This is a genomic window from Streptomyces sp. V3I8 (genome assembly GCF_030817535.1).
In the GTDB taxonomy this organism is placed as follows: Bacteria; Actinomycetota; Actinomycetes; order Streptomycetales; family Streptomycetaceae; genus Streptomyces.
This window is the reverse complement of sequence record NZ_JAUSZL010000002.1, coordinates 4,591,555-4,604,787: the sequence shown is the minus strand read 5'-3', so window position 1 is coordinate 4,604,787 and position 13,233 is coordinate 4,591,555. Positions and strand designations below refer to the sequence as shown.

General features: G+C 69.1%; 7 protein-coding genes and 1 pseudogene. 4 read left to right on the top strand and 4 right to left on the bottom strand.

The window, feature by feature from the left end:
* Positions 1-532: 532 nt before the first annotated feature.
* Together QFZ75_RS20425 and QFZ75_RS20420 are read left to right on the top strand one after the other, a co-directional pair.
* Positions 533-6,367, top strand: a complete 5,835-nt coding sequence (locus tag QFZ75_RS20425; protein ID WP_307538925.1) for a hypothetical protein — start codon at positions 533-535, stop codon at positions 6,365-6,367.
* On the top strand, positions 6,364-7,875 hold the full coding sequence (locus tag QFZ75_RS20420; RefSeq protein WP_307538924.1) for a hypothetical protein: 1,512 nt from the start codon (positions 6,364-6,366) through the stop codon (positions 7,873-7,875). The genes QFZ75_RS20425 and QFZ75_RS20420 overlap by 4 nt, the downstream gene beginning before the upstream one ends.
* A 484-nt stretch (positions 7,876-8,359) precedes the next feature.
* On the opposite strand, the gene QFZ75_RS20415 is transcribed toward QFZ75_RS20420, so the two are convergent.
* From QFZ75_RS20415 to QFZ75_RS20400, 4 genes and pseudogenes are all read right to left on the bottom strand, one after another.
* A complete protein-coding gene (locus QFZ75_RS20415) occupies positions 8,360-8,803 on the bottom strand; it encodes a PIN domain-containing protein (RefSeq protein ID WP_307538923.1) in 444 nt (147 codons plus the stop codon).
* The gene (locus QFZ75_RS20410) at positions 8,800-9,060 is read right to left on the bottom strand and encodes a CopG family transcriptional regulator (protein WP_307544625.1); all 261 of its coding nucleotides are present in this window, start codon (positions 9,058-9,060) and stop codon (positions 8,800-8,802) included. Before QFZ75_RS20410 ends, QFZ75_RS20415 begins: the two co-directional genes overlap by 4 nt.
* Positions 9,061-9,609: 549 nt before the next feature.
* A pseudogene (locus QFZ75_RS20405) lies at positions 9,610-10,270 on the bottom strand (N-6 DNA methylase); the annotation flags it as partial.
* 427 nt (positions 10,271-10,697) lie between these two features.
* Entirely contained in the window at positions 10,698-11,231 is a 534-nt protein-coding gene (locus QFZ75_RS20400; RefSeq protein ID WP_307538921.1) for a hypothetical protein, read from the bottom strand.
* 548 nt (positions 11,232-11,779) lie between these two features.
* On the opposite strand from QFZ75_RS20400, the gene QFZ75_RS20395 reads away from it, so the two are divergent.
* A complete protein-coding gene (locus QFZ75_RS20395; protein ID WP_307538919.1) occupies positions 11,780-12,304 on the top strand; it encodes a toxin-antitoxin system HicB family antitoxin in 525 nt (174 codons plus the stop codon).
* A gap of 80 nt (positions 12,305-12,384) precedes the next feature.
* Positions 12,385-13,233, top strand: coding sequence for a DUF4097 family beta strand repeat-containing protein (locus QFZ75_RS20390; RefSeq protein WP_307538917.1), 849 nt, complete (start codon positions 12,385-12,387; stop codon positions 13,231-13,233).

Below are 13,233 nucleotides of genomic sequence, written 5' to 3'. Positions count from 1 at the left end.
GCCTCCCGTGTGCTGCAAGCACGCTCGCACCGCCGCGAGGCTCTGCCCACATCTGGAGGACGACCCGATGGTGTTCCTGACCAGAAGCGCGCCCTGTACGGCCGGGACCAGCGGGGAGTCGAGGTCATCGCACAGCCGGACGCACCGTTGCCATACGGCCAACCGAACATCGGAACGTTCCTCGCCTCGCAGCTGGTCCGCCGCTTCCAGTCTTTCAGTGGCGTCAGCCTCGACGAGCTACTCAAAGACCAAAGGACAGCAGCCGGTGAACGGGGCGGGTCCGAGGAGTGCCCCCGACTCCACCTCGGCCGGACTCGCCCCACCCCTTGCCAGACGACATGGAGGAACCGAGCATCGACTGATCGCGAGTGCATTCCTGGGGCATTACCTCGTCCCACGTCGCCCGGCGTGAGGGCCTAGGGCTCACAACGGCCACGAATGGAGGCCCAAATTCCGTTTTATTTCCCCTCTCACCTTCAATGATTCGCGCCTGCGGATTGGCTCAATCGTCATGCTCTGGCATCATTGCGTCATGGCAAGATCGGGTGGGGACCTGAAGGCGTGGCTGTGCGGTCTGGACGATATCGGGCTGCGTGAACTTCTCTATATTCCGGGGCCCTTGCCGTATTTGGCGAAAGTCCCCCTTCCCGGCAGGTCGGTTCGGTACGGTAAGCGTGAAATTCTGACCGTGCGCGCCTGGTTGGGCCGTGCCAAAGTGCGCGACGTCAAGGTTGTGGCAGAGGCCGCGGCGAAGTTCGCCGGCGATGTGCTGAACGCCCGCGAGGACCTGCCTGCAAAGGGCTTCGAGGGGGCGGACCTCAAGGGCTTCGAGGCGTTGCTCGCCGCACTTCCGCCGGTGCTGGCCACGTTGACGCTCCACGCGCTCGCTTCGGAGGCGGGAACTCCTGAGCAGGCGATAGTGGAGGAGCACTGGACGCGGTTCGCCGAAGCGGCAGCGAAATCGGTTGACAGTCATGATGCGCAGGCGGATCAAAACATGTCTCTGCGGGAGAAGAGCAACAGGGGAAAGTCTGTGACCGAAGTAGGCGGCGAAAACGGCGAGCGGGGCCAGGAGATGACGGCCCTTTCCGATCCAGTTACAGCGTCGGTTCTGGAGAAGACGCTGGGCAGGCTTCACCCGAAGGCGGAGGAGCTTACCGGCCTGTTGCGGTCCACTGCTGAGGACGTGTCCGACGGACGTACCGTTCCAGAATGCGTGCTGGCACGCGTGGCCGAATGGAACAACGAGCGAGCGACTGCCGCGCAAGCGGCGCAGAAAGTCGGCCGGGGATGGCCGGAGGACAGCGGATGGTCACAGCTTCAGGGGGTTGTCGACGATCTGCACGCCGAGGAGCAGAGGGCGGGTGAGCGGGCGAGCCGTAGCGCCACGCTGCAGGAACAGCGGAAGGGGCTGCTCGCGACCCTGCGGATGATCGAGCAGACCGGCGGAGGATCTCACGTGGACCCCATGCGGCAGGCGCTGCGGGCTCTAGACGAGCAGATTGCGGAGCTGGGAGGCGAGGCGGTCGAGACCGACCCGGAGGCCGGCGCAGACGCAGACGTGGTCCGGGTGCCGTCGCCCCGAGCGGGGGACGAAGCCGCAGGGCAGACGCCATCGCGCGGAGACGTGCAGCAGGACGATGGGAGGGAGGGAGCGGCCTTGGCGACCGGCCCTGGGCCGCTAGACCTGGCTGAGTCGCCCGAGCCGGCCACCCCGGCCACGGCGACCCCCGCTGCGGAACCGACTCTGGCGCCTGAGGACGCCCCGGAGGAGGCGTGCCCCCAGCCGGACAGCCCCGCAGCGGCGGAGCCGCCCTCCCGGCGGACGATGCCCGAGCCGCCGCCGGCCGACATCGAAAGAACCGGCGGGACCGCATCCGAAGTAGCCGCCACCGTGACGAACTCCCCTCATATGCCTGCCGACCCGGCACCGGAGCAGGCAGACGCGAAGAGACCCCTCGTTTGGCAGGGGAACCCGCTGTCCCTGGAGGGCCCTTCCGTCTCCCCGGTGGAGCGTCTGGTGCAGGCTGGCCGTTTCCAGGAGGCGTACTGGATGACCGCCGGCTCTAGCGAACCCTCCTACCGTGCCGACTGCCTCGCCTTCGTCGACGCCGCCTTCGCCACCGTCCTGCCGGAGGACGGCACCGCGGTGATCTCCCGCTTCGGCCCCGACCTGGAGCGCCTCCAGTGCGACCGCCCCGCACTGATGGTGGCCGCCGTCGCCTCCGTGCGGGCGGGACTCGTCGCAGGCCACCCGAACGACGTGCTGCTGCAGTGCGACCCGTGCGTCTCCCTCCACGGTCCCTGGCGCCGTCTGCTGGAGTGCGCGCTCGACATTCTGAAGCGCTTCCAGCCGCTGGATCCGGCGACCCTGCGGTTCTCTGTCGACACGAACCCCTCGCTTACTCGCACCGGAGTAGCCCAGGAGGCTGCCCGGCTCCGGGAGGAAGTGCCGAAGCTCCGGATCGGCTACGCGCGCGCCACCCAGGTGCAGAACCTGCTGATGCGCCATGACCAGCCGCTTGGCTTCGCCCTACGGGCGATCGAGAACTGGGCCTCCGGCGCCGTCGAGCGGTCCCTGCTGGACGACGCCTGGCGCGTGTTCAGCAAGCGTGACGCGGCGGAGCGGACAATCGAGGAAGCCGACGCGGCGATCCGCACCCCGAAGCAGGCCAAGGTACCGATTGAGGCGAAGGCCCGGCGCTCCCTGCTCAGCCGCATTGACCAGGTCGTCACCCTGCTGACCCGGGCACGCGCCCTGGCCGCGTCGGAGGTCGAAAAACGCAGCGATACGGTGACGGACCTGGGCCACGCCCTGGCACAGGTCAAGGAGGAGGAACCGCCCTCCGGCGTGGGAGGCGCGGCGTTGCTGCGCCTGCGGTGCTGGCTCGAGGGCCAGGACGCGCCGTCCGCCACCGGCCCCCGGAGAACCCTCCTCGAGGGCTCGGACGAGACGGAGGACGGAAAGGAGTCTGGTCCGGACGGGTACGGGCACGGGCCGGTACCCGCCTTCTCCCAGGCGTTGCGCCCCGCCGCCGAGGCGCTGCTCACCTCTCCCGACCTGCCGCGCACCCCCGAGGGAAAGCCGGATCCGGCCGCTCCCGGCTTCGTCGAGGCGATGGGCGCGTCGCTCGGTCCGGTGGACGTGCCGTCCGTACTCCTCGCCTACATCGAGCGCGGCGACTTGCACCTCGCGGACGCCTTGGTCGAGGCCCTCGGCCAAGGGCTCGTCCCCTCCGTCGGGACGGAGGGCGACATGCTGCCGGCCGACTGGCGGGCGCGGCGCGCCACGCAGTGGGCGCGCTGGTCGGCGATCCGAGCGGAGCGGCACCGTGTGGCGTCAGGGTTGCTCGCGGAGCTGCGCACCCAGCAGAACCTGGACGTACTCGCCGAACGCGACCTGGTGGGACGTCTGGAGCAGTTGGATCAGGCCGTCCCCGAGGGAGCCTTCCGCACCACGGTCAAGCGAATCCGCCGTCTGGAGGCCGAGCTCGAGGACCGGGTGCAGGCGCATGTACGCAGGCTGCGCGGCCAACTGGAGTCGATGAACCTATCCGAGAAGGACCGTGACCGTATCCACGGTCTGCTGGAGGCGGACGACACCGTCACCGCAGAGGAGTGTCTGGCGCTGCTACGCAAGGGCGACAGCCTGCCGGAATGGAGCGGCGAGGCGCCGGGAGAGGACCTGGAACGTTTCGTCGCCGGACTGGAGACCGTCACCCCCGTCAAGTCAGGTCAGCAGGGCATTTCGGCACGTCCGTGGGCGGATGCCTACGCGGACGGGGAACCGCTGACCGACACCGCGCTGGCCGGACTGGAATCCTGGGACGCACTCGGCAGGCCAACGACCCGCGGCGCGGAGTGGCAGAAGCACGTGCCGACCGTGCTGCGTCTGCTGGGGCTTGAGGGCCGCCCGCCCTCCCGCGACGACCAGCGCCAGGTGCGCGGCATCCTCCGGCTCAGCGCCAAGCTGCGCGCCGACGAGAGCGCGCCCGGCTATATCGCGGATCTCGGCTCCGCGGCCTCCACCTACACGGTCCTGGTGGTGACCGACGAACTGCGCGGCCGCAGCCCGCTGGAATTGCTCGACCGCAACGACACCGGCGCGTGCATCATCCTCTACCTCTACCCGCTGGGCATGACGGGCCGCCGCAAGCTGGTCATGCACGCCCGGACGTCGTCGCAGCAGGCTCTGGTCGTAGACCCGGCTGTCTTCGGCTGGGTCGTAGCCCGGTCACCGCGCTCCTTCCGCGCGCTGCAGCGGGTGACCCTGCCGTGGACAGGGTTCAAGCCGTACACGCCATTCGTGGCGGGTCTGGTACCGCCGGAGGTCTTCTACGGCCGGAGCGAGGAGATGGCCGAGGTCGTGAACCCGCTGGGCGCCCTTTTCCTGTACGGAGGTCGGCAGCTCGGAAAGTCGGCGCTGCTCCGCAAAGTCGAGGCGGACTATCCGTCGAGCCCGGAGCGCAAGGCCGTTTACCTGGACCTGAAGGCACGCGGGGTGGGGGAGGCCGAACCAGCCGAGAGGATCTGGCCGGTGCTCGCCGCAGAGCTGAAGCGGGTGGGCATCCTGGGGCCGAAGGTGTCCACCGCGATGCCGCCGGACCGGCTCGTGGAGCAAGTCCGCCGCTGGCTGGAGGAGAATCCGGACCGACGAGTGCTGGTGCTGGCGGACGAGGCGGACGCCTTCCTGACAGCCGACTCCAAGGCGGTGCGCGGTGCAGGCGGCGAAGGCACGTTCGCCAACGTGGCGCGGCTAAAGGGACTGATGGACAGCACCGACCGCCGTTTCAAAGTCATCTTCGCCGGTCTGCACCAGGTGCAGCGGTTCAGCAAGCTGTCGAACGTGCCACTAGCCCATGGCCGTGAACTGCTGATCGGCCCGCTCAAGCCAGCCGAGGCGCAGCGGTTGGTCGTCGGACCGATGGCGGCGTTCGGGTACCGGTTCGAGCGGGCGGAGCTGGTGTGGCGAGTGCTCGCCGCTACCAACTACCAGGCGTGCCTGGTCCAGATCTTCTGCGAACGGCTGGTCACCGCGCTGCGTGAGAAGCCGGTCGGCTCGGCGCAGTGGCCGATTACCGTCACCGAGGAGGACATCCGGGCTGTGACGCAGTCGGCGGAGGTGCACCGGTCCATCGCCGAGCGGATGAGGCTCACCATCAACTTGGAGGATCGCTACCGCGTGCTCGCCCTGGTGATCGCGCTGCGGAGCCAGGCCGACGGCTTTCAGCGGGGCTACGACGCCGACGAACTCCTGCACGCGGCGAAGGCGCACTGGGAGGACGGCTTCCGTAGTCTGACCGCCAACGACGTGAAGATCTACCTGGACGAGATGGTCGGCCTGGGATTGCTGGCCCAGCAGGTCGGCGACCACCGGCGGTACGCGGTGCGTAGCCCCAACGTGGTGCACATGCTAGGCACTCGGGAGGACCTGGAACTGGAACTGGAACAGACCAAGTTCAGCCTGCCCTACGACTACAACCCGCGGTTCTCGCGGCGCCTGGTCGGGCAGGACCGCGAGGGGGTGCACCGTTACAGTCCGCTAACCGAGCAGGAGTTGTTCCTCGCCACCAGCCCCGGACTCCGCCTGGTGTGCCTCACCAAGGCGCACGGGCCGAAGGTGGCCATGGACGCCGTCCGGTCCTACGCCGAGGCGCGCGAGCTCGCCGTCTACAACGCGGCGCCGGACACGCTCGTCGACGTCCTGACCAAGGCCACCCGAGACCGGCTGCCGGGCGTGGTCATCGCCGACCTCCGCTACCTGGGCATGGACAGTTTCACCGAGATCTTGGAACGTTTCTACCAGTACACGGCGGTCTCCCAGGAGAGCAAGAACCGTGCGGTGATCGCCCTGGTGGATCCGCGGGTGCGGTCGGTACTCGACGATGAGCGGGTCATGGAAGTGATACGGCCTGCGCGGTGGAGCGTGGACAGTCTTCGGGCATGGCCGGAGTGCCCGTTCGACACCCCGGACAAGAGGAGCCGCCTGGTAGACGCGACGGGTGGCTGGCCGCATCTGGTGGAGCGCACCGTCGATCTGGCGACCCGGGGCGGGGCGACCCTGGAGACGGCTCTAGAGACGAGCAAGGCCGTGTACGACCGGGAGGAGGCTGCACGCGGCCACCTGGAACGGGTCGAGCTCGACGTGCGGACCCTCGCCCTGCTGGGCACGTGGGTTCAGTACCTGGAGCCCGGTGACGCGTCTACCCATGTAGACATCGCCGCGGTTACCGGTCTCACCGTCGAGGAGACATCCGAGTTCATCCGCAGCCTGGAGGACCACGGCGTCCTGGACGACGTGGAGGAGGGTTACGCCCTCGACCTGGTCAGCTTCCGGGCGCTGCAGACGGTGGAGCGCCAGACGTGACGTACCCCACGGCCATCGGGATGACGGCGCTGCCCGGCGTCCGGCTCCGACTCGCCCGTCTGACGAACGACCTGGAACAAGGGCGCAGTTGCCTGCTTTTGCTACCCGCACGGTTGGTGAACGGCCCCGGGTCGCCGAGCGAGGACCTGCTGGATGAGGTGCTGCACGAGTTGGGCGACTACGTGCTACTCCCTCCGGCTGGGACCGGCGACGCGGCCCCGCTCACGGCCGATACCTGGCTTCCCTCACAGCGGGCGGCACCCGACACCGCCCGGTGGTCCGGCCTCGCCCCGGTCCTGGACTACGACGACGGACTCGGCGATCTGTTCGGATCCGCGCCGCCGACGGCGTCAGAACTGGGAGCGCCGCCCCTCCAGGGCGGGCCAGGGCGACAGGCCGGCGGCCCGTCCGAGGCGGAGGCTCTGGCCGGCCTTCTGGAGCGCCTTGCGAAGGAGGTGAACCTCCAGGGCGGCACGACGGACAGCAACGACGGGTCAGGGGGCGACGAGGAAGAGGGGGATGTGCTCACCCGCCTCGTCAGATGCCGGAATGGCGAGCCCGAGACCAGGCCAGTAGTGGTCCGGGGATGGCGCGAGTCCGCACCGTCCGCCACCGGCCATCTACTGCGCCGCATGGTGGCAGTGACGAAGGAGGCCGGTCTGCCGCCGGGCCGCGGTCCACGGGCCTTGGTGGTCGCCACGACTGACGACCTGCTGCCTGGCCTGCCCGACCAACTCGTGCGGGAGGACGTGGCGGTCCACTGGTGGTGGGGCGTCACCGGCCGCCTGGACACCGCCACGGTGGTCGCCCTCTCTCGCCCACCGCCCGACTCCTCCCTCGCCCGCAGGCAGCTCTACGAGGCCGTCACCCAAGCCACCATCACGGAGATCTGCGGACCCTTCCTCGACATCGCGTCGGCCTTGGCCGCGCGGTGGGCCGACGGCCGCCCAGAGACTCTGCCGAACGCCCTGCGCGAGGTGGTTGAGACTGAACTCGCTCCCGAATCGTTCCTCCTGTCCGACCAGCCCCTTGCCCGCAGCCCGGGCGCCCACCCCGACGAAACCCTGCTGCCCGCCTGGAACGCGGCTGCCGTGGAAAGCTGGGGCGGTCGGCTCCGCCGTCACCCGGCCCACTTCCTGAACAACGAGCGCGCCATGGCATCCCAGGTGTGGCTGGCCCAGAACCACGTGCTGCTCCCCCTGCTGGACGCCTCACGCGAGCGCTTCACGGATGTCGTCCGGGCCAACGCGCGCATCCCCCTGCAGCACCTCGCCGAGCAGTACGGGCCACGCCGTGACCTGGACGAGAGCGGCGTGCCGCCGAGCACCCTCATCGAGACCATGGAGGTGGGCGCCATGTGGGGAGCCTTCCGCGACGGCGCCTTTGCCCTGACCCAACGCGACCGCCGTCACCTCCGCATCATCCGGGATGCCCGCAACCGGCTCGCCCACCGAGAACTGTTGGACGGGGAGGAACTGCAGACGCTGATCAAAGAATTGTGCCGGTAGAAACGCTGGCCCCGACGCAGGATGGAGGATGCCCTTAACGTCGAGCCTTGAAAGCACAAGATGGTTCATGCGCAGCCGCAATCTGGCCCCGAAGGTCTGCCACCTGTCCCGGCTCGGGTCAGGCCCTTCCGGGCACCCACCCTCTTTCGGCAAGCCGCCCGAGCCTCGTGCCCTCCGCGTGCCCGTAAGGACGGAGAACTACGGACAACAGGGATGCAATCCGACCCGTGGGACCTCTCCAAGAACCTTATATACGCACTGGTCAGAGCCATGGAGCCCGCCCAAGCGCCGTAGCTTCCCAAGCTGAGAGTGCGAGTTCGATTCTCGTCACCCGCTCTTTTTGAAGCCCCAGGTCAGCAGCCTGGGGCTTGCTTATTGATGAGCCGTCGCTGCGTTTCGCGGGCCGTCCGCCATCGACGATTGGGCACGCGGAGAGCACGAGCCCCCTGCAGATGCGTGCGCCTGGCCACAGCTGGATCTCGCGTCAGAGCGGGAGGTCGTCGGGGAGGACGCGGAACGCCTTGTGGTGGCCCAACGGGCGTACGGCCCGGAAGTCCCGTCGGTCGAGGGTGAGGATCGCGTCGGTGTCGTAGTCGGCGGCGAGCGCCACGTTCACCGCGTCGGCGAGGTCCAGGTCGAGCGCGTCGTAGCGGACTCGGACGGACTGCGCGGTACCCAAGTGGTCTTCCGTGATCTCAGGCATGACGATCCGGCCCCGGCTCATCCAGCGCCGCAGGTCGTCGACCGCGCTGACGGCGGCCGCACGCCCCAACTCGCGCGTGGCCACGTGATCCAGTTCCGCCAGCAGCAGCGGTGACATGACCAGGAGTCCTGCCGTCATGATCGCCTCGTTCGCCGCTCCGTGCTCAGGGTGCGTCGCGTCGAGGGCGGCCAGGAGGCCGGACGTGTCCGCGATGACGACGATCACGCGGCGGTTCCGGAGTCCGTCTCACAGCGGACCGCGTCGGCGACCGCGTCACGGACCTCGCCCTTGGACAGCGTATGTCCCGGCCCCTCGAAGGTGCGTGAGAAAAGCGGCTCGTCCCAGACGCGGTTCGCCATCGCCGCGAGGTGGATCCCCTGGCGGATGATCTCGGCCTCGCTTATGCCGCGACGCTTGGCGGCCTTCTTGATGATCGCCAGGTCCTCGGGATCCGCGTAGACGTTCGTGCGCTTCATGGACATGTACCAAGGGTAGTCCATGTACTGGATTGATGTATTGCAGCAATGGACTACGGACCTCGATGGGACCGCGCCCCGCAGCAGGGTTTCCGCAGGACATGTCAGCTCGTCAGAGTTGACCGGCTGCAGACGGGACAAGCGCGCAGAGCCCCATCGGCGTGGCAAATGCAGTGCCGCCGTAAAGGACCGCCTCAGCAGACGCGCGGCGAGTGTGCTGTGGTGGCGGGTCGCGGCCGTCAGGCGTGTGCAGGACGGGCCAGCCATGATGTCGACCAGTTCTCCCAGCGGGACCCGACGCCAGTCATGAGGTGGCCCGTCGGACGAGAGCACGGTGGCCGATGGCAACGGGTCGTACGAGAGCGCATCGACCGCGCCGCCCATGGCTTCGGTCCGACGCCTCGCCGCGGAGAGCACCTGCTCCGTGGCTGCTGCCTCGGCAGCCGCATCGGCCGGTGACGCCGTGAACGCCGTGAACGCCGTGGACGTCCATCTGTCCACATGGTCGGAGGGGCTGGGCGAGTAACCGCCAGCCCGCACCGCCTCCAGCGGAGCAGCGACCGCAAGGTGGCCCGCGCTCTGCCGACCGAGACGAAATCCGGTCCCTCGTCGCCATGCCTGAACGGTTTTTGTGACGGCCTCGACGTGTTCGTCGGACAGGACCCGGGGTCCGCGGGCCGCCTTGTCGCCCAGGCCCCGGGCATCCACGAACAGGATCTCCTCGCACACCGCCGCGGAACGCCGCAAGAACCACAAGCAGACGAACACCTGAGCTCCGGAAAAGAGTTGGGGCGGCAACGCGACAATGCGTTCGACAGCACCGTCCTCCACCAGCCTGCTCCGGATCTCCCGCTCCCAGACGTCTGTGGAGGTGCCCCCGCCGACCGGCATCACCACACCTGCACGGCCCTCGTCCTTGAGTGACACCAGGACGTGGCGGATTGGTCAGGATCAGATCGGCCCGGTGGCCCTTCGGCCAGGCACCTTCGTTCCATGGGGCCGCGGTGCCGGCTTCCAGTTCGACCGGGATCCCGTGCGGTGCGAGGTTCATTCCGGCGAGCTGAAGCGTGCCGCGCTGCGGACTCTCACCACGCAGGGTCAGAGGCACAACGCCACCGAGGCGTTCAGCGGCTCCGTCAAGCATCTCGCCTGCGCGCGCATACGGGTCGTGGACGCATCGCGCCGAGTCCTCGTCCTCTATGGCGGCGTCCCGCATCAGCCGTGCCGCGGCACGTGGGGTGAAGAACTCTCCGCCGGGAAGCGCGGCCCGGGAGCCGGCCCGCGGCACCCGGATCCCGCCCCCGGCCGCGAGTGGTGGCGTTCCACCGGTTACGAGCCGAAGGGCGGCTGCTCCTCCGCCTGTGCCGTCTCTGAGGTCATGGCGCGCCCGTGCCGGCGCAAGCAGGGCGTCTCGGAACAGCTTGACGAAGCACTGCCGAGGAACGGGAACGCCTGGAAGACCTGGCTGGACTCCTGATCGATGTCGGCTTACCCCCAGTTGCCCCGTCCCGAGGTCCAAGCCCCGCGTGAGGCCCTTGTACGAGTCGTGGGGACATGCCGAGGCGGCCCGTTCGAGCCGTGCTGCATGTCCAGGAGCGACGAACCCGTAGCTCCTCGGGCGCTTCCCCACCCGCCGGGGCCGGTCAGGCGGCGTAGCAGAGCACCGCGGGATCGGCCGGGGCCGTAGCGCGGCGGGCCATGGTCGCGTGTACGGGACGGGCGGCGCGAAGGGTGGGAGCGGCCTGCGAACGGTTCCGTGCGAAGACGACGAGGCGCAGCACCGTGAACCGCGCGACCCCGGCGAGTGCGGAGGCGGACAGGTAGACGACCTGTTCGAGCACGGCACCGGGCGATGCCACCAGCTGCTGCAGGACCAGCATCGCCACACAGGTGACCGCGTACGCGATCGCTGCGGACCCGGCCGACTGCGCATGCTGGCGCCAGGTCGCGTGCTCGCCCCCGAAGGTGAACCGGGCGTGCAGCTCGGTGGCGAGGAGCGTGGAGACCACGGTGATCAGGGCGTTCGCCAGAACCCAGGGAGTCCAGGAAGCGAGGGCCGTCACGGCGAAGCTGGAGGTGAGCCCCACCCCACCGCCGAAGAGCACGAAGCGGGCGAAGGCGGTGAAGGCGGTGAAGGCGGCGGGCGCCACCTGCTCCTGGCTGTGTGCTGTCTCCACGATCCGACCCCTTCGGTGACCCACTCCGCGAAACGCGCGTTCCTCGGTCTGCAAGACCGTGGAGCGCGTTATTGGTGGTGCCACTATGGCACAACAGTGGCACCATCACGAGTCCAAAATGGCATCCCGACGTAGCCGGGGCCGCGCATGCGCAGGTCAGCGGTCCGATACGCCTTCAACAGGCCTCCAACGCGCCTTCACTGCACGTCGATAGCGGTAGATGCCACAGCAGGTGTCGGACCGACGACCAGCCGAAGGCCCGAGGTCATCCGCCTCGCGACCTGGGCTCGACTCGGTCATAGACCGAGAGGCCGGGACAAGCCGCCTCTCACGGCACCATCCGACGCCACACGGGACGTCGTTGACGCCGGGTGGCGCAACCCGTCGCCATTCCACACCCCTGAAGACGCGTGTGTACGCATGGCGCCACAATGGATCGGGGCTTCTCTTTCATGTTTCCGCAGCTCAGGGCACACCATCTCAAGCCCACCCCGCAAAAGCGCCCCCCAGGCTTGCAAGTGGCGCCACGATGGTGTCAATATGGCGTCATGGATCTCACCCCGTATGTCGACTCCCTCCGCCGCGAACTCGTCGTGGCCGCCGAAGCCGGTGGCGACGAAGCCCGCGAGCTGGCCGGAAGGCTCACCGCTCCCCTGGAGTCGGTGACCCGGCTGACCCTGCTCAACGTGCTCTCCGCCGCGATGGACGAGATCACCCGTGAGATCGCCCCCGGCTCGGTCGACGTACGGCTGCGTGGACTCGACCCCGACTTCGTGGTGACACTGCCGCCCGCCCACGGCGGCGCCCCCGCGGAGCCGGTCGCACCCGCCGAACCGTTCAGGGCCCCGGCCCCGGTCCCGGCCGACGGCGACGACGGGGGCACCGCCCGCGTCAACCTACGTCTGCCAGCCCACCTCAAGACTCGCGCCGAGGAGGCCGCGACCCACGAGGGCCTGTCGGTCAACGCGTGGCTGGTGCGCGCCGTGTCGGCAGCGGTCGACGGCGGCACCCGGCCGCGTACGCCGGAGAAGGCCCAGGCCGTCGGACAGAGCTTCACGGGCTGGGTGCGCTAGCCGCGCCCGCCGGCACCACTTCACCCACACCACGTCCCACCAGCGGGGACGGCCCAAGGACCCAAGAGGACGGGACAGCCATGCCTTCTTTCGACACCCCCGAAGCGATCTCGGTCACGGCGCGCGTGGAGGCCGGTTCCATCCGGTTCACCGCGGATGACCGCCTCGACACCGTCGTCGAGGTACGGCCCCGCGACCCGAAGAAGGACCTGGACGCACGGGCTGCCGAGCAGACCGAGGTCACGTACACGGGCGGCGTACTGACCGTCAGGACGCCCAAGGGCAGTCTGCTCGGGCTCGGTCGCACCGGCACCGTCGACGTGACGGTCGAATTGCCCGCGGACTCGCGCGTCGACATGACAGGTGCCTGGGCCCAGGTACTGGGTGAGGGCCGGCTGGGCGAGGTCCACGTGAGGACCTCGTCCGGCGACGTCCGCCTCGACACGACGGGTCCGCTCCAACTGACCGCGTCGCACGGCTCGATCGCCGTGGACCGCGTCGAGGGCCGGGCCGAGATCACCACCAGCTCGGGCAGTCTGCGCGTCGGCCTCCTCGGCGGCCCCGCCGTCCTGAAGAACTCGCACGGCACCACGACGGTCGACGCCGCGACCGGCGAGCTGCGGGTGAGCGGCGCCAACGGCGACATCGAGATCCGGCGGGCCGAGGACTCGGTCACCGCCACCACCGCCCACGGCACCCTGCGGGTGGGCGAAGTGGCCCGCGGCACCGTCCGGTTGGAGACCAACTACGGCGCCATCGACATCGGCGTCCGCGAGGGCACGGCCACCTGGCTCGACGTCAGCTCCGGCTTGGGCCAGGTGCGCAACACGCTCACCACCTCCGAGAGCCCGGAGCAGACCGAGGACACGGTCAAGGTCCACGCCCGTACCAAGTACGGCAACATCGACGTCCGCCGCGCCAGGGCCTGA

Coding starts and splice junctions, on each gene's coding strand:
- QFZ75_RS20425 (WP_307538925.1), top strand. CDS start 533: ATGGCAAGATCGGGTGGGGACCTGAAGGCGTGGCTGTGCGGTCTGGAC.
- QFZ75_RS20410 (WP_307544625.1), bottom strand. CDS start 9,060: ATGTCCATGAAGCGCACGAACGTCTACGCGGATCCCGAGGACCTGGCG.
- QFZ75_RS20390 (WP_307538917.1), top strand. CDS start 12,385: ATGCCTTCTTTCGACACCCCCGAAGCGATCTCGGTCACGGCGCGCGTG.
- QFZ75_RS20395 (WP_307538919.1), top strand. CDS start 11,780: ATGGATCTCACCCCGTATGTCGACTCCCTCCGCCGCGAACTCGTCGTG.